This window comes from Gracilibacillus saliphilus, assembly GCF_010994085.1.
Taxonomy (GTDB): Bacteria; Bacillota; Bacilli; order Bacillales; family Amphibacillaceae; genus Gracilibacillus; species Gracilibacillus lacisalsi.
Map to the genome: position 1 here is coordinate 1 of NZ_WJEB01000006.1, position 16,413 is coordinate 16,413.

Consider the following 16,413-nt stretch of genomic DNA (forward strand, 5'->3'; position numbering starts at 1 on the left):
TGTTTTGTTCAGTTTTCAAAGATCAATGTGACTGCCGTTTTTTGCGACAGCTTTTATATCATATCATCTCACCTAATTGATGTCAACAACTTTTTAAAATTTCTTTTTTGCTTGCTGTTGAAAGATGATATTTTTTGTTACGCCGTTTCAGCGACGATTAATAATATAACACGCTTTTTAATAAAGTGTCAACAACTTTTCAGCATTTTTTTATTTCCTTATTCTTTTCCGTGATTATAGCCCTTCTTTAGCATCAACATCAACAGTATATGCCTTCCGTTATAATGTGTGCATAAAAAAGAACGTCAATTATATTATAGAAAAAAGCAGAAGCATAACAGCTTCTACTTATTCCTAACTTGATATTTACGATGACGTATTGTTGTACTTTTTGTTTCTTCTAATACTACTTCGATTATATCCTTTGAAACTAAATACTCCACTACACTTACTAAATCATACATATAGGGAGTTACATCCGGATGTGTTTTTAACTCACCAAATCCCCAAGGTGTATCACGTGTTCCCATCACTTCTAACAAATGGGCTGAACATGTTTCTGCTCGTTGTTTAATCGCAAAATCCATTGCTAAAAGCATCAGTTCTACTCTTTTACTCATTTCTTCTGTACTTCGAACTAATTCTTCATATAACTTATACACTTCCGGATCAATCCGCTTTATTTGATTCCATACCATTACTTCTGGATGGTAGCCTTTATCCAAAATGGTGATTCTCCCTAAATAATGTAGGGAACGTAACAGTCTACTATACGCATCCAAGTAATTACCAGATTCGAATAGATCTCGCGATTCAATATAGCTTCTTGTTAGCTTGGAAAATTCAATCGTTAAGCGTAATTTTCTGTTATCACATGGAAATACTCGTAATGTTTCCTTTAAATTCGCCAAATATTCGTTGCGGTCATAGATGATTCTTCCGTTAATAATCCATTCTACCGCTCTTCTATAGATACTCTTCTCAATCCATTCTTCTAATAAATCGCGGTCAATAACATGTAACGCTGCTGATTGTTCTCCAAACTCATAATGTTTGACGAGCCATTTCTCTTCTAGTTCTTTTACAACTACCAACAAAATGGAATCAAAATTATCTGTCTCCGGGCTGATTTTTTTCTTTTTCTCCATAATCAGTATGCCCATTGTGTTACGGTTACTAGCTCTTTCTTGGTAAATAGGACGTAAAATATCCTCCAATTGATTCTCCCCCTCTAATCCTTTCATAATTAATAATTCGATATAAATTAGCTAATCCCTTTCAATGATCGTAACTTTTTTGATTTGTTACTTTTTACCCAATAAGCCGGGCTTGCAAACAGGTACTATTTGACATCAGTATTTCGACCGCAAGCATTTTCATTACGAATATGCTATACTACAATCGGATATACACTATTGTTTTGGAGGAAGTTCTATGGCGGATATTACATATAAAAGTAAAATAAATAAAATCAGAACCTTCGCATTGTCTTTAGTTTTTATCGGATTCATCATTATGTATGTTGGTTTACTCTTTAAAAATATCGGATGGCTGATGCTGGTCTTTATGATTTTAGGAACTATGGCAATCATCTTCAGTTCAGTCGTTTATTTTTGGATCGGCATGCTCTCTACCCGAGCCGTACCTATTATATGTCCAAGCTGTGAGAAACCGACCAAAATGCTCGGGCGTGTCGATGCTTGTATGCATTGTAAACAGCCGCTCACATTGGATAAGGACTTAGAAGGAAAAGAATTTGACGAAAGCTATAATTCAAAGAAAAAACGCCGCTAAGTACTAGCGACGTTTTTTTACTTTACAGATAATGATGGATAAAAAACACACGAGCAAAGGTGCATCGTGTGTTTCTTTTTATACGATTTGATTTTTCTCTTTTTTACATTCTTGACAAACACCGTATACTTCCATTCGGTGATGGCTTACATCAAACCCAGTAATCTGTTCTGCTAATGACTCGACTTCATCAAGGCTTGGATAGTGAAAGTCAACGATCTTCCCGCAGTTATCACATATAATATGATAATGCTTAGATGTGTTACAATCAAAACGACTTGATGAATCTCCATATGTCAATTCACGAACAAGACCGATTTCGCGAAATACACGTAAATTGTTATAGACAGTTGCAACACTCATATTAGGAAATTTTCCTTCCAATGCTTTATAAATATCATCAGCAGTAGGGTGAGTTTCAGCATTCAACAAATATTCCAACACCGCATGACGCTGTGGTGTAATTCGAACGCCTGAAGATTTTAATTTATCTACCGCTTCTTGCAGCATATGTTCAGACACCGCCATGCACCTCACTTTCTCCTACAAATTGTAATATCTCAGTGTGCTCATTAGTACTATTTTACAATAGGACCACTATTAACACAATTATTACTTTATAATTCTTATAATTAGTGTACTCTCTATCTACTTAGTCTGTCAATATAAGTATACGAGTTACCAATAATTTTATGCTAGTCCTTTATTAGATATCCGCTTTTAACTGTTTTTCTTCGACGTTTAACTGATGGTTTACTGTTCGTGCCGCGACAAACAAATAATCGGATAAACGGTTTAAATATTTGAGCGCGAGTGAGTCCTGTAATTGATCCAGTAATCCGACAGCCATTCGCTCTGCTCTTCTTGCTACCGTTCTTGCATGGTGGAGCGAACTTGCTGCAGGATGTCCGGATGGTAAAATAAAATTGCGCAATTCTGGAAGATCCCCTTGCCATTTGTCGATCTGTTGTTCTAAAGCATCAATGTGACGTTGCTCCAGCTTCCATGTCACTTCTTTACCTTCTGGTGTTGCCAGCTCTGAACCGACGTGGAACAGAATCGTTTGCAGATAATGAAGTTCATCTATTAATGTAACTTTTGCCTGAAAGTCCTCCTGTTCGATTAAACTGATTGCTTGTCCGATTACAGCATTGATTTCATCACATGTGCCATATGCCTCTACTCTTGTATCATTTTTTGGAACACGTTTTCCGTAAATTAGCGATGTTTCTCCTTGATCACCTGACCTTGTATAAATACGCATGATATTCCCTCCTTTTTTGGTGTTTGGTTAATTAAAACCAGCAAACCCCGTGCTTATCATCGCTCCAAAAGCGATAGTACATATGCTTTCCTTACAAGTAAGAAAAAACGGGAAAGCCCACCCGGTCCTGTCCAAAGTAGTTATTTTGACATGAATAATAGGCGTAACAACCGCTGCGGCTTGCCCACTTCGCTTTCCGTGGGGCGTCTCTTCAGCTAACTTTTGTAAAGAAGATCGCTTTACAAAAGTGGATCTTCAGACCACGCTGATCCCACAGGAGTCGAAGTGGACGCCTACGCTAATTAATGCTCTACAATGAGTGTACTCGCTGAGATGCCAATTTTATTACTCAGGTTGAGAAAGCTCGAGAAGTTAGCAGTCACAAACGTTGTAGAATAATTTCATAGCGGAGGCCGTCCACTTCCACTCCTACGGGATGATTTTCGACTAAGATCCACTTTGGTAAGCGCTCTTTGCTTACCAAAGTTAGCTTAGGCGAAAATCCCGTGGAAAGGGAAGTGGACAGCCGCAGCGATGGTTTCCTGTACAAGCTATTTCAAAATGGCTACTCTGCTTACAAATGCGTTGATACAGCGGATTATATACTTTTCTATATTAGAACAAAAAAGTGCAAGCACTATTCATGCTTACACTTTTCGGTCTTATAATTCTTCCCGAATGTAGTTTAATGCTTTTTCGACGTGTCCTTTTACTTGAACATTGCGGAATTCCTTCTGTAAGACGCCCTCTTTGTCGATAATAAAGGTAGAGCGAACAATCCCCATATATTCTTTACCGAATTTGTTCTTTAATTGCCATACACCAAATTGCTCCGCAACTTCCTTATCTTGATCGACTAATAATTCAAAAGGTAGATCATGCTTGTCGATAAATTTCTTGTGACTTTCTTCTGAATCCGGGCTTACACCAAGAATAACGGCATCTAAGTCTTGAAAGCTTTCATAATTATCACGGAAATCACACGCTTCTGTCGTACAGCCTGGGGTGTCATCTTTCGGATAGAAATATAGCACGACATTCTTGCCTTTATAATCGGAGAGTTTTACTTGTTCCCCTTTATTATTCGTTAATTCGAAATCTTGTACAGCTTGTCCAAGTTCAACTGTCATGATTGAAATCCCTCCATCCATCATTGTTATCTCAAGCGTATCTGAAATTGGCGGAAGTCTCAACTAATATACATCACGTTCCCCTTTACCTTGCCATATTTTCAGAAAAAAAGCCGGCGGTAATATATAGCCGATTAATGATTCGATTAGTGCCAACAACCTACCCCAGCCTATAGGTGTTATATCGCCATATCCAACAGTCATTAGGGTGACACCACTAAAATAAAAAGAATGCGCTAATGTTTCAAATGGCGGTAATTTTGTCAATTTACCATCATCCAGTAATAAGACACCTTGAAAGGATAAGACGAAATATAAACAAGCAAATGAGGTGAGGACAGTAAAATAAACTGCAAGTAGTGTATAAAAAATTTCATAGGAAAAATAACTACGTTGATGTGCTTTTCCGAAAATAAATGCATATAAACTTCCTATTAATAAGATGACAATTAATAGAATCGAAATAACTGCAACCATAACTCCCCTCCCTCACCTGTTAATCACGGGCTGTAACATCCTGTGAAACTCTCGCTTTATATTTTCCTATTTTTAGTATACGATGAAATAGTAGGAGTGATGACGAATGAGACGTATTTATATTGTCGAAGATGATCCAAAAATTCGTGATATATTGGCAGATTTCTTACAAAAATATGATTATGAAATAGCTTCAGTGAACGATTTTGATCAAATCCAAGAGAAATTCCAGGACTATCAGCCACACCTTGTATTATTAGATATTAATTTGCCAAGGTTTGACGGCTTTTACTGGTGCCGCAAAATCCGTGCTATAAGTAATTGTCCGATTATTTTTATCTCGGCTCGTGACAGTGGCATGGATCAAGTCATGGCAATTGAAAATGGTGCAGATGATTACATAACCAAACCATTTCAGCTCGAAGTCGTGCTGGCGAAAATCAAAAGTTTGATGCGGCGTGTTTACGGTGAATATCGTGCTGATAAAAATGCAAACTTGATTGATGTCAATGGTTTGCAGCTAGATGCATCCACTTTTATTTTATCGTTTCAAGATCAACAGTGTTTGTTAACGAAAAAGGAATACTTATTAGCCCAAGCGCTAATGAAACAAGTAGAAAAAATTGTGTCACGGGAATTTTTACTAGAACGATTATGGGATGATCAGGACTTTGTTGATGATAATACACTAAGTGTCAATATAACGAGACTACGAAAGAAGTTAACAGATTTAGGAATAGAAGGCGCATTGAAAACTATTCGTGGCGCAGGCTATAAATTAGAACAAGTCTGGGAGCGTTGAACATGAAAGATTATCTAAAAGATCAAATAGGTTCGATTATTTTCTTTTATTCTCAAATTATTATCGTGATCATTGTCGCACAGCTAGCCAGTTCTTTTACTGATTCAGGAATTAGTAAGGGCGATGTTCTCTACATGTTCATTATCGTTACTTTTTTCCTGCTTGTATATCATACTTATCGTTACACTAAATATCGTGACATCTATCGTTATACGATTGATGATGCGACAGAATCTGCCTGGCTGCCGAATACTCCTGATTATCTTACTACTCAATTAAGAGAACATTATGAGAAACAATATAACAGTTATAAAGAGCAAGTAGAACAATTACATGCCGAGAAAAAACAAGAGAATATTTTTATGCAACAATGGATCCACCAGATGAAAACACCGCTATCTGTGATGCGCTTAACATTGGAAAAAGAAGAACATAATCTGCCGGCACAATTCAAGCAAGATATGGATGAGGAACTGGACCGTATCAAACAAGGTTTGCAACTTGCCTTATACCAATCTCGCTTACAGCAATTTGAACGAGATTTTCATGTCGAAAAAATTGACTTAAAAGATTTAGTGCATTCCATTATCCAAGAATATAAATCAAGCTTTATCCGTAATCGTGTCTATCCCAAAGTTGAGATTGAACCAACATTACATATTTATTCCGATCCGAAATGGCTTGGCTTTGTGCTCGAGCAAATTACAGCTAACGCGATTAAATATGCCAGTAATACGAACAGCAATATTGTCTATCAAGCATCTGTATGGGAAGGTGCCATCGAGTTAAAGATTACCGATCATGGAATCGGAATAGCAAAGCAAGACTTGAAGCGAATTTTTGATCCTTTTTTCACTGGAGAAAATGGGCGCCATTACCGCGAATCAACTGGAATGGGATTATTCCTTGCTAAACAAATATGTGATTCGTTAGAACATCAACTAACAGTAAGTTCAGAAGTATTAAAGGGAACAACGTTTACAATTCGGTTTGACCCTTCACAATAGAAGTCTTACAAAAATGTAAGATTTCTTTTTTATTTTGAAAGAATAATCAATAGGTGATAGAAGGTAACCTGTTTATAATGAGAGATAAATGATTCCCTGAAAGGATGAACAGATCATGAGTCTATTAGAGGCAACAAATATTTCAAAAGTATATGGCAGTAAACGTGGCATTGAACATAAAGCAATCGATAATATTTCACTTTCGATTGAAAAAGGAGAATTTGTTGGTGTAATGGGGCCTTCTGGTAGTGGTAAAACAACGCTACTCAATGTTCTGTCAACCATTGACCGCTTATCCGCTGGAACACTTACAATTAATGGAGAAGAGATCACCCGTCTGTCAAAGGGCAAACTTGCTATGTTCAGACGACGGGAAATGGGCTTTATTTTTCAGGATTTCAATTTATTAGATACCTTAACGATTGCTGAAAATATTATGCTTCCACTGACATTAGACGGTTGGAAAGTAAAAGATATGGAGAATAAATTAGCGCAAATTGCTAATCAACTTGGGATTGATACGATTTTACGTAATCGCAGCTTTGAAGTATCAGGTGGACAAATGCAACGGGCCGCTATTGCCCGGGCAATTATTCATGAACCGGCAATTATTTTCGCAGATGAACCTACAGGTAACTTAGATTCAAAAGCTTCTAGACAAGTGATGGACGCTCTATCACAATTAAACAACCAGAAAGAAGCAACAACATTAATGGTGACACACGATCCTTTCGCTGCTAGCTTCTGTGAACGAATCCTGTTCATTAAAGATGGCAAAATATTTAATGAACTCCATAAAGGTGATAATCGGCAATCCTTTTTCCAAGAGATCTTAAATGTACAGTCCATGCTAGGAGGAGATACCGATGACCTTCAGACAGTTCGCATTTAATAATGTTAAACGTAACTCTCGGCAATATCTCAGTTATTTCTTTAGTTGTATGTTTTCGGTAGCCGTATTCTTTATATATGCGGTGATTATGTTTCACCCGGAGATCGCTAATTATGGTTTTCAAGCTACTGTCCAGGGTGGTATTACAGCTGCTGAAGTCATCATTTTCAGCTTTTCTTTTTTGTTTGTACTATATTCTACAGGTGCTTTCATTAAATCCCGTAAGAAGGAATACGGTATTTTAATGACACTTGGTATTAGTAAAAGCCAGCTAAACCGTCTGTTAATATTAGAAAATACGATAATTGGATTAGTATCCATTATTACAGGGATACTAGTTGGTATGCTGTTTGCCAATCTATTTATTATGGGCTTTTCCAGTCTGCTTGGTCTTGAGGATTCATTAGGTTTTCAAATTTCATGGAAAGCACTCGCCTTAACATTTGTCAGCTATTTTATTATGTTTGAATTGAATTCATTAATCGTTGTATGGACTTTAAGGGTTAATTCGATCGTTCATTTATTTCAAGGTGCCAAAGCGCCGAAACGAACACCTAGATTTTCATGGATACTTGCTACCATTGGGATTGGACTCGTCATCGCTGCTTATTATTTAGCATGGACATCGGATATGGTGTCGATCGGATACCGGATGATGCCTATCCTAGCATTGATTATTCCAGGTACTTACCTGTTATTTACACAATTCTCGGTGTTATTTATCCATCTTCTTAAGAAAAATAAACATCTTTATTTTAATAAGACAAACTTGCTGACTGTTTCGGATTTAGGCTATAAATTAAAAGATCATGCTCGTCTATTGTTTTTCGTTACCATTTTAAGTGCTGTAGCCTTTACCGCTTCCGGAGTCATGTATGGTGTGTTCGAAAGTGCCGAAACGGAAGCAACAGCTAATATACCGCAGGATGTTTCTTTCATCAGTAAAGGGATAGACAATATTGAAAAGATGAATGAGGAAATCAAGCCATTTACAACAGCACTTGAAGATGAAAATATTGATTATCAATCATTAGCCGTTGACCTTACCCAAGCAAAGGTAACGAACAATGACAGGGAAACATGGGTTAACCTGCTATCCTATTCAGATTATCAATCTTTGTTAGCATTAAACGAGGAAGAAGCAACTTGGGATTTAACAGATGATGAGGCGATGGTGTTGACTTTTTTTTATGATATGAGCTTCTCCAATCCGATAGCTGGAGAATTAACATTACAATCTGAAAATTTTCAGGAAACAGTGCAAGCAGATAATGCTTTATCTATAGTGAATTCCAACTACCATACCAGTTACACCGTCGTTGTCAGTGATCAACTGTATGATCAATTTGCATCTGTTGCTGAGGCAAATGAGCATTATCGTTATGTTGCCCTAACCGTTGATGATTGGGTAGCGAATGCAGAATACATTAGGGAACATGCAGAACAAGTTGATTCTGACATTGTAAGGGGATCGGATAAAGCGAGTTCTTACCTAGTTCTAAGGAACACCTTATCCTATGCATTATTTTTCGGAATGTTTATTAGTGTTCTTTTCTTCCTTGCAGCAGGATCGATTCTCTATTTCAAAATTTATCAGGATCTAGATAAGGATATTAGGCAATATCAGGCATTGTACAGAATCGGACTCACTATAAGTGAAATGAAAAAAATTGCTACAAAACAAGTTGCCTATTTGTTTTTCATACCTTTTATCCTAGCGGTAATTCATGCTGGGTTTGCTTTTAAGGCATTACAAAATATGTTGGAATCATCTGTTTTACTGCCAAGTGTCACACTGATAAGTGGTTATTTATTGGTATATGTCATTTACTTTTTCTTCATTCGCGGATTGTATATTCGTAAAATTAAACATGTGATGTAAGCTGTTTTTCCCTCTGTGGTTAAAAGTGCTATAATAATAGTTGCATTTTAATCATGGAGGTTTTTTCATGCAATATACACAATCAGAAGCTTTACATAAAGAAGCACAGCAACATATTGTTGGAGGAGTCAATTCACCATCCCGTGCTTATAAAGGAGTTGGCGGAGGCACACCTGTCTATATGGAGAAGGGCGAAGGTGCCTACTTCTGGGATGTCGATGGCAATAAATATATCGATTATTTAGGAGCTTATGGTCCGATTATTACTGGTCATGCTCACCCACATATTACAGAAGCCATTCAACGCGCTGCTGAAAATGGTGTGCTATACGGAACACCGACGAAACTAGAAAATATTTTTGCTCAAAAGTTAAAAGCAGCGATTCCATCGTTAGACAAAGTTCGTTTCGTTAATTCTGGGACAGAAGCCGTGATGACAACTGTTCGTGTGGCTCGCGCCTACACCGGTCGTGAGAAAGTCATTAAATTTGCTGGGTGCTATCATGGCCATTTTGATACCGTGTTAGTACAGGCAGGTTCTGGTCCTTCTACATTAGGAAACCCTGACTCTGCTGGTGTAACAAAAGCGACTGCACAAGAAGTGATCACCGTACCTTTTAATGATATAGAAGCATTTAAAGAAGCTCTGAATTACTGGGGTGACCAGATAGCAGCCGTCTTAGTTGAACCAATTGTCGGCAACTTCGGGATTGTCGAGCCTGAAGAAGGATTTCTACAACAAGTAAATGACCTTACACATGATGCTGGTGCTTTAGTTATTTATGATGAAGTAATTACCGCATTCCGTTTTACGTATGGATCAGCCCAAAAACTTGTTGGTGTTGAACCAGATATGACCGCGATGGGTAAAATCATTGGTGGCGGACTGCCAATTGGAGCATATGGTGGTAAAGCAGAAATCATGGAACAGGTCGCACCACTTGGACCAGCATACCAAGCTGGAACAATGGCTGGAAATCCAGCATCGATGTCAGCTGGAATTGCTTGTTTAGAAGTACTAGAAGAAGATGGTATCTACGACAAGCTTGATCGATTAGGTACGATGTTAGAAAAAGGGATGCTTGATGCCGCTGAGAAACACAGCATTGATATAACTGTCAACCGCTTAAAAGGGGCACTAACGCTTTACTTTGGTTCAGAAAAAGTAACCAATTATGCTCAAGCGGAGGCTACAGATGGCGATAAATTTGGACAATTCTTTAAATTAATGTTGAAACAAGGCATCAATCTCGCCCCTTCTAAATATGAGGCATGGTTTTTAACAATTGCTCATACGGAAGAAGATATTCAAGAAACAATTGAATGTATTAATCACGCATTTGGCGAGATGGCCTAAGCTATTTGATTTTAAATTTGAAGGACAAATTTTGCGGATTTCGCATCTTTTGTCCTTCATTTGGTTTATTAAGGAGAAATTTGATAATAATATATCTAGACTAGCTTCTTTTTAACTTATTACACTATTCTACATGAAGAAAAAACGGAGCAAAACCCGCTCGATAAAGGTATAGTGGGAACTACTACACCTCCTAATTATTTAAGCTGGAGCTTTATCAACATTTCCAGAACGGATTAAGAATCGATGTAGCAAGTACTCGCATACACCTAAAATGATTGATACGACTAGAGCTCCTCCAAATGAAACGTAGGCACCTGCGAATATATTGGAAATAAAATAGAGAATTAAAAACGCTGTGATTAAATCGAGTATAACACTTGTCCACAAAGTTCCACTATTCAACATTGCATATTCTAATGCCAAGCCACTTCCTATTAATAGTAAAATAATCAGAAACGGTTGCCACATCGCCCCGTAATTAACATTATCCGACATAAACATAGCTAGCAGCAACACAATTGGTACTGTTACTATTTTGACAATTAAACTTATCACTCTTATCACCTCCTCCATATTGTTTGTTATCTAAAAGCTTTTATTCACACGCATAGTTTCATATCAAATACACAAAATAACTATGTATCAAAATTCGAAAGGATGAACATAACATGCCTCATCAGCAACAAGTTCAGCAAGCACTACAACAAATTACACAAATCGCACAGCAACTAGAACAACAAGAACAGCAAAATGCTCAACAATTACAGGGACAAGCTCAACAACAAGCTGGAGCAAACATGGGTGCTGCTCAACAAGGAATGGCTCAAGCAGAACGCAATGCTGCTCAACAGCTGCAACAAATTCAGCAACTTTGTCAGCAATGCCAACAACAGTTAAGTCAATAATCAAATAAGGGGCTTACGATGGTAGGTTTCTATTAAAAAGGAGGAAAATCATGGGCATTTTATCAGGTGATCCCAAAAAACAACCATTACATTATGGTGAAATTTCAAGCATTTGGGCATATTTATTGGCTGCCAAAGGTAACTATGCCGCGTACCAAACATACCTTAACCATTGTGGAGATCAAGATTTAAAAAAAGAATTGGATGATGGTATTTCCTTAATCAAACAGGAAAGTGAACGAATTGAGGAAATATTAAAAGTAAATGGTATTGCCTTACCACCTTCTGCACCGGAACGCTCATATGCAACATTAGAGGATATTCCGGTTGGAGCTAGATTTAATGATGCGGAGATCAGTGCAGCAATCTCAGCAAATATCGCCAAATGTCTTGTAGCTTGCAGTACCATAATTGGACAATCTACACGTGAAGACATCGCCATGCTTTTTGGTCAATTTCATATGAATCAGGCTCAAGCCGGAGCGAAAATGCTGCGATTAAATAAAGAAAAAGGTTGGTTAGTCACACCACCATTACACACCAATATCCCTACCAAGCAATAAAAGATAAACAGATAACAACCCCGTTTCAACTCAGTGAAACGGGGTTGTTTTATGATTGGCTGCTTTCCTCTGCACTCGGTTTAACTGCAAAAAAGGTAATCAAAATCGCAATCCCACTCAGTGCCGCTAAAAAGTAATACATCCAGTCAGGATTTTTTTCAATAAAAATAGCTATTATCGGTGGTCCAGCAGCAACCCCTAAAAAACGCATGCTGCTGTATAATGACGTTACCGTTCCTCGAACATCTTTTTTTACACCTTCTGTAATCAATGCATCTAATGTTGGTAAGGAGATTCCGATCCCAATTCCTGCTATTGACAACATGATCGAAATGTACATCATGGTAACATCAGGTTTAATAAATAGCAGGGGAACTCCCCCTATAAGATTTCCAATCAAAATTACCCATTTCATCACGATTTTATTTTTGCCAATTTTCTTTCCTGCTACATAAGATGCAATACATAAGAATAACAATGGTATAGCAAGGATGGAACCTTTGATGATTCCTTCCATTTGATAATCCTTTTCTAACAATGTAGAAAAATGAAATAAAAAGCCAAATAGGACAAACATGTTGATACAGCCAATAATAAAAGTACTGATCAGCCATTTTCCATTGTCGTGAAAAACTTGCTTGATCAATTGTAAAAATTTCTTAAATGTTTGTTTCTCCTCTTCGTCATCCTCTTTCGGTGGTTTAACCAACAACATTACTAATAGAACTGAAATTGCCGAAAAGATCGGGATAAATAAAAACGGTAAATACCAAATAAAAATAGCAAGTGCTGCACCAATGATTGGACTTAAGACTTTACCGAATGTATTCGATGTTTCAATAATCCCTAATCCAGCACTTACATCCTTTTCATCGTCAAACATATCTCCAACAGTGGGAATGACAACCGGAAAGGCACCGGCAGCACCGATACCTTGTAAAAAACGACCTATTAAAATAACCATAAAAGGATCTGCCATTTTCCATGCTGCAAAAGCAGAAATAAGTCCTCCGATGCCGGTAATAATAAGGCTCGGTATCATGACTTTTTTCCGCCCGATTTTATCAGATAAATAACCTGCTAATGGAATCAGAAGAATGGCCACAACCGAATATACAGTTATAATCAGGCTTGATTGAAAAGATGTGATATCTATTTTCTTTTCGATAATCGGAAGAATTGGGATTAACATGGAATTGCCCAATGTCATCACTAGTGGTATTGATGCTAATGCAATGAGATCTAATTTTTTTTCTTTCACGTTTTTCCCTTCCATCCTACGGTTATATTGTACTATGTCTATTGTTCACTTCCACTCATTTTTCATACTTGGATTTTTCCGGTACTTTATTACGTGATTAACCATCAGAGGTCGAAGTCTCACTTTATTTCACCGAAAATAGGGAAACTGTTATACTGATGATGACAAATTTTAGAAGGAGGGTTTTTATGAAGCTTGGTGCTCGGATCCTGAAAACTGGTTTTGCAATCACTGTTGCACTATATATTGCTGATTTAATAGGAATTGAAGCTGCTACATATGCTGGGATTGCTGCCGCTTTTGCGATCCAGCCAAATATATATCGTTCGTTTCAAACCATGCTCGAACAAATTTATGCTAATATTTTTGGTGTCGGTATTGGAGCTATGGTTGTATTCGGTCTAGGCAATGACCCTGTTGTAATTGGCTTTGCCATTATTATTGTTATTGCTCTTTGTATGTATTTTAAAATGAATGAGAATACAATTGCCTTAGCTATTATAGCTGTTCTTGCGGTAATGGAAACAACGGAAATGTTGTTATTACACTTTGCCGGTGTTCGTTTTTCTGCATTAACATTAGGAATCCTCTCAGCATTTATGGTGAATATGTTATTTTTACCACCAAAATATGAATTGCGTTTATTCAAGTCGATCGATCAGATCACCTCTGATATTTTACAATGGTTACGGATTTCTACCAGACACTTATCAGATGATCCTGCTTTACGTACTGAGATTGACCGGATTGAAACTGAAATACGTCATATCGATCATACATACTTATTGTTTAGTGAAGAAAGAATATATTTCAGAAAAACTAGAATGCCAAAAATGCGGAAATTAATTATTTTTAGGCAAATGATTAATACATCGAAAAAGTCATTAGCTACATTATACGCATTCCATCAATACGATGATAAAGTCGAAAATATTCCGAGAGAATTCCAAAATGTATTAGTGGATGAATTAGATAAAATCATCTACTCCCATGAACGCTTGTTACTAAGTGCGATGGGTAAAATAAAAAAGAATCCTACGAAATCGATAGAAGAAATTACCGACCCTAATATTCCACATCTTGTCGAAACACTTATACATGTATATGAACAAGATGATAAAGATAGGCTTTCGCTATTACCGCTTGCATCGCGATTGATGGAATATCATAAAGAAATCCTCCATCTCCAGCGAATATTAAATAGTTATCAAAGATTTCACGAGCACCTCGACTTTAACTTTAAGAGAAAAAACAGAAAAATACTTCCTTACCCATAGAAAAAACCATCCGCTTGCTACGGATGGTTCTAATCATTATCTAATTCTTGCACTTGATATAAATTATAATAATGACCCTGCTCTCGCATTAACTGCTGGTGTGTCCCCTCTTCAACAATTTCACCATTTTCAATTAATACGATTCGATCAGCATGGGTAATCGTCGATAATCGATGGGCGACGATAAAAGTAGTTCGGTCTGACGCTAGTTTTTCCAATGCTTCCTGAATTAAGTGCTCACTTTCTAAATCAAGTGCTGACGTTGCTTCATCTAAAATCAATAATGGCGGGTTTTTTAAGAATACACGGGCAATAGCAATTCGCTGTTTTTGTCCGCCTGACAGTTTTACCCCTCGTTCACCGACTAACGTATCATAACCATTCGCTAAGTCGGTAATAAACCGGTGGGCATTGGCAGCTTTAGCAGCCGCTATTACTTCCTCATCAGTTGCATCAGGTTTACCCATTCGAATGTTCATCGCAATCGACTCACTAAACAAAATATTATCCTGTAACACCATACCAATTTTATCTCTTAGTGAGCGTGCTTGCACATCACGAATATCATGACCATCAATAAGAATCCGGCCACCTGTTACATCGTAAAAACGTGGAATCAAACTGATAATCGTTGACTTTCCACCGCCACTCATACCAACTAAAGCAACTGTCTCTCCCTGCTTAACATCTAGAGAAATATCCCGTAAGACTATTTCTTCCTCTTCTTCATAGCGGAAAGATACATGGTCAAACTCGACTTTTCCATCGACTTGATTCAATGGTTTTGCATTCGGTTTATCTTTAATATCATACTTTTCATCAATAAATTCAAAAACACGATCCATGGACGCGATCGATTGAACTAGTACAGTTGATGAACTGATTAATCTTCGCAATGGACTATAAACACGATCCATATAACCGACAAATGCCGCGATTGTACCTACTGATAAATCAGATGTAATCGCAAAATATCCGGCAAACCCAATGACTAACAATGGCGCCAAATCTGTAATAGTATTCATAACGGCGAATGTTTTCGCATTCCATGCCGTATGATCAATTGCACGATCTAAGAAATTCTGATTTTGTTTGTCGAATTCTTTTTCTTCATAGTCTTCCAATGCAAAACTACGTGTGACAGGTATTCCTTGGACACGCTCATGGAGGTGACCTTGTACTTGAGCTAATGCTTGGGACCTTTGTTTCGTCAGACTCCGTAATTTTCCATAAAAAATCTTCACGGATATGGCATAGAGCGGGAATAACGCTATTGCTACAATTGTTAACCATACATCCATGAATAGCATAATTCCGATCGCAATCAAGATCGTAATCATATCAAGCCAAATATTCATTAAACCTGTCATGACAAAATTCTTGGTTTGCTCGACATCGTGTATTACCCTGGAAATAATTTCGCCAGTTTTCGTGCGTGAATAAAACTGCAAGCTTAAACGTTGAATATGATCAAATAATTTTTCTCGGATATCATATAAAATTTTGTTCCCTGTCCATTGTGCTAAATACTGACGATAATATTCAATTGGCGGACGAAGAACGATAAATAAAATTGCAGCGATTCCCATTAACCAAAATAATTGTGATAATTTTTGATCAGGGGTTAACCCGTCAGCGCCGATAATATCATCGATTACATACTTCACAATTAAAGGCATTAAAAGAGGGATACCGAATTTCACGATCCCTATCAATACCGTAACTAAGATCTTCCACTTATAGGGGAAGACAAATTGCATATATCTTTTTATACTGTCCAAACCTGTTTCACCTCTTTC

At 37.3% G+C, this 16,413-nt stretch carries 17 protein-coding genes; 9 read left to right on the forward strand and 8 right to left on the reverse strand.

The features are described from left to right. Positions 1 to 344 precede the first annotated feature (344 nt). The gene (locus GHT08_RS08075; RefSeq protein WP_163580929.1) at positions 345 to 1,217 is read right to left on the reverse strand and encodes a nucleotidyltransferase-like protein; all 873 of its coding nucleotides are present in this window, start codon (positions 1,215 to 1,217) and stop codon (positions 345 to 347) included. 217 nt (positions 1,218 to 1,434) lie between these two features. Between GHT08_RS08075 and GHT08_RS08080 the strand changes: the two genes are divergently transcribed. Continuing rightward, a complete protein-coding gene (locus GHT08_RS08080) occupies positions 1,435 to 1,794 on the forward strand; it encodes a YgzB family protein (protein WP_018932602.1) in 360 nt (119 codons plus the stop codon). Positions 1,795 to 1,872: 78 nt separating this feature from the next. Here the strand turns inward: GHT08_RS08080 and perR are convergent, their stop codons facing one another. From perR to GHT08_RS08100, 4 genes are all read right to left on the reverse strand, one after another. Further along, complete coding sequence (gene perR, locus GHT08_RS08085) at positions 1,873 to 2,322, reverse strand: peroxide-responsive transcriptional repressor PerR (protein WP_018932601.1); 450 nt, start codon at positions 2,320 to 2,322, stop codon at positions 1,873 to 1,875. 178 nt (positions 2,323 to 2,500) lie between these two features. Then, positions 2,501 to 3,058, reverse strand: coding sequence for a cob(I)yrinic acid a,c-diamide adenosyltransferase (locus GHT08_RS08090; RefSeq protein ID WP_163580930.1), 558 nt, complete (start codon positions 3,056 to 3,058; stop codon positions 2,501 to 2,503). Between the two features lie 662 nt (positions 3,059 to 3,720). Next, complete coding sequence (gene bcp / locus GHT08_RS08095; protein ID WP_163580931.1) at positions 3,721 to 4,188, reverse strand: thioredoxin-dependent thiol peroxidase; 468 nt, start codon at positions 4,186 to 4,188, stop codon at positions 3,721 to 3,723. A 63-nt stretch (positions 4,189 to 4,251) separates the two neighbouring features. Next, positions 4,252 to 4,665 (reverse strand): potassium channel family protein, encoded by a 414-nt coding sequence (locus GHT08_RS08100; protein ID WP_163580932.1) that lies wholly within the window; start codon positions 4,663 to 4,665, stop codon positions 4,252 to 4,254. Positions 4,666 to 4,771: 106 nt separating this feature from the next. On the opposite strand from GHT08_RS08100, the gene GHT08_RS08105 reads away from it, so the two are divergent. The 5 genes from GHT08_RS08105 to GHT08_RS08125 all read left to right on the forward strand — a co-directional run bounded on the left by GHT08_RS08105 (position 4,772) and on the right by GHT08_RS08125 (position 10,605). Next, positions 4,772 to 5,467, forward strand: coding sequence for a response regulator transcription factor (locus tag GHT08_RS08105; protein WP_163580933.1), 696 nt, complete (start codon positions 4,772 to 4,774; stop codon positions 5,465 to 5,467). A 2-nt stretch (positions 5,468 to 5,469) separates the two neighbouring features. Next, on the forward strand, positions 5,470 to 6,474 hold the full coding sequence (locus GHT08_RS08110; protein ID WP_163580934.1) for a sensor histidine kinase: 1,005 nt from the start codon (positions 5,470 to 5,472) through the stop codon (positions 6,472 to 6,474). A gap of 115 nt (positions 6,475 to 6,589) precedes the next feature. Beyond that, positions 6,590 to 7,366 (forward strand): ABC transporter ATP-binding protein, encoded by a 777-nt coding sequence (locus GHT08_RS08115; RefSeq protein WP_163580935.1) that lies wholly within the window; start codon positions 6,590 to 6,592, stop codon positions 7,364 to 7,366. Then, positions 7,341 to 9,248: an FtsX-like permease family protein gene (locus GHT08_RS08120; protein WP_163580936.1), complete on the forward strand. Its 1,908-nt coding sequence runs from the start codon at positions 7,341 to 7,343 to the stop codon at positions 9,246 to 9,248. The genes GHT08_RS08115 and GHT08_RS08120 overlap by 26 nt, the downstream gene beginning before the upstream one ends. 67 nt (positions 9,249 to 9,315) lie before the next feature. Next, the gene (locus GHT08_RS08125) at positions 9,316 to 10,605 is read left to right on the forward strand and encodes a glutamate-1-semialdehyde 2,1-aminomutase (protein ID WP_163580937.1); all 1,290 of its coding nucleotides are present in this window, start codon (positions 9,316 to 9,318) and stop codon (positions 10,603 to 10,605) included. Between the two features lie 201 nt (positions 10,606 to 10,806). On the opposite strand, the gene GHT08_RS08130 is transcribed toward GHT08_RS08125, so the two are convergent. Further along, on the reverse strand, positions 10,807 to 11,163 hold the full coding sequence (locus GHT08_RS08130) for a DUF2512 family protein (RefSeq protein WP_163580938.1): 357 nt from the start codon (positions 11,161 to 11,163) through the stop codon (positions 10,807 to 10,809). Between the two features lie 113 nt (positions 11,164 to 11,276). On the opposite strand from GHT08_RS08130, the gene GHT08_RS08135 reads away from it, so the two are divergent. Beyond that, a complete protein-coding gene (locus GHT08_RS08135) occupies positions 11,277 to 11,513 on the forward strand; it encodes a hypothetical protein (RefSeq protein ID WP_163580939.1) in 237 nt (78 codons plus the stop codon). 50 nt (positions 11,514 to 11,563) lie between these two features. After that, positions 11,564 to 12,076: a DUF3231 family protein gene (locus GHT08_RS08140; protein ID WP_163580940.1), complete on the forward strand. Its 513-nt coding sequence runs from the start codon at positions 11,564 to 11,566 to the stop codon at positions 12,074 to 12,076. Between the two features lie 49 nt (positions 12,077 to 12,125). Here GHT08_RS08140 and GHT08_RS08145 read toward each other — a convergent pair whose 3' ends face one another. Further along, positions 12,126 to 13,337, reverse strand: a complete 1,212-nt coding sequence (locus GHT08_RS08145) for a bacillibactin exporter BcbE (RefSeq protein ID WP_272953888.1) — start codon at positions 13,335 to 13,337, stop codon at positions 12,126 to 12,128. Between the two features lie 188 nt (positions 13,338 to 13,525). On the opposite strand from GHT08_RS08145, the gene GHT08_RS08150 reads away from it, so the two are divergent. Then, on the forward strand, positions 13,526 to 14,614 hold the full coding sequence (locus GHT08_RS08150) for an FUSC family protein (RefSeq protein WP_163580942.1): 1,089 nt from the start codon (positions 13,526 to 13,528) through the stop codon (positions 14,612 to 14,614). Positions 14,615 to 14,643: 29 nt separating this feature from the next. On the opposite strand, the gene GHT08_RS08155 is transcribed toward GHT08_RS08150, so the two are convergent. Next, positions 14,644 to 16,395, reverse strand: a complete 1,752-nt coding sequence (locus tag GHT08_RS08155; protein ID WP_163580943.1) for an ABC transporter ATP-binding protein — start codon at positions 16,393 to 16,395, stop codon at positions 14,644 to 14,646. Positions 16,396 to 16,413: the final 18 nt, after the last annotated feature.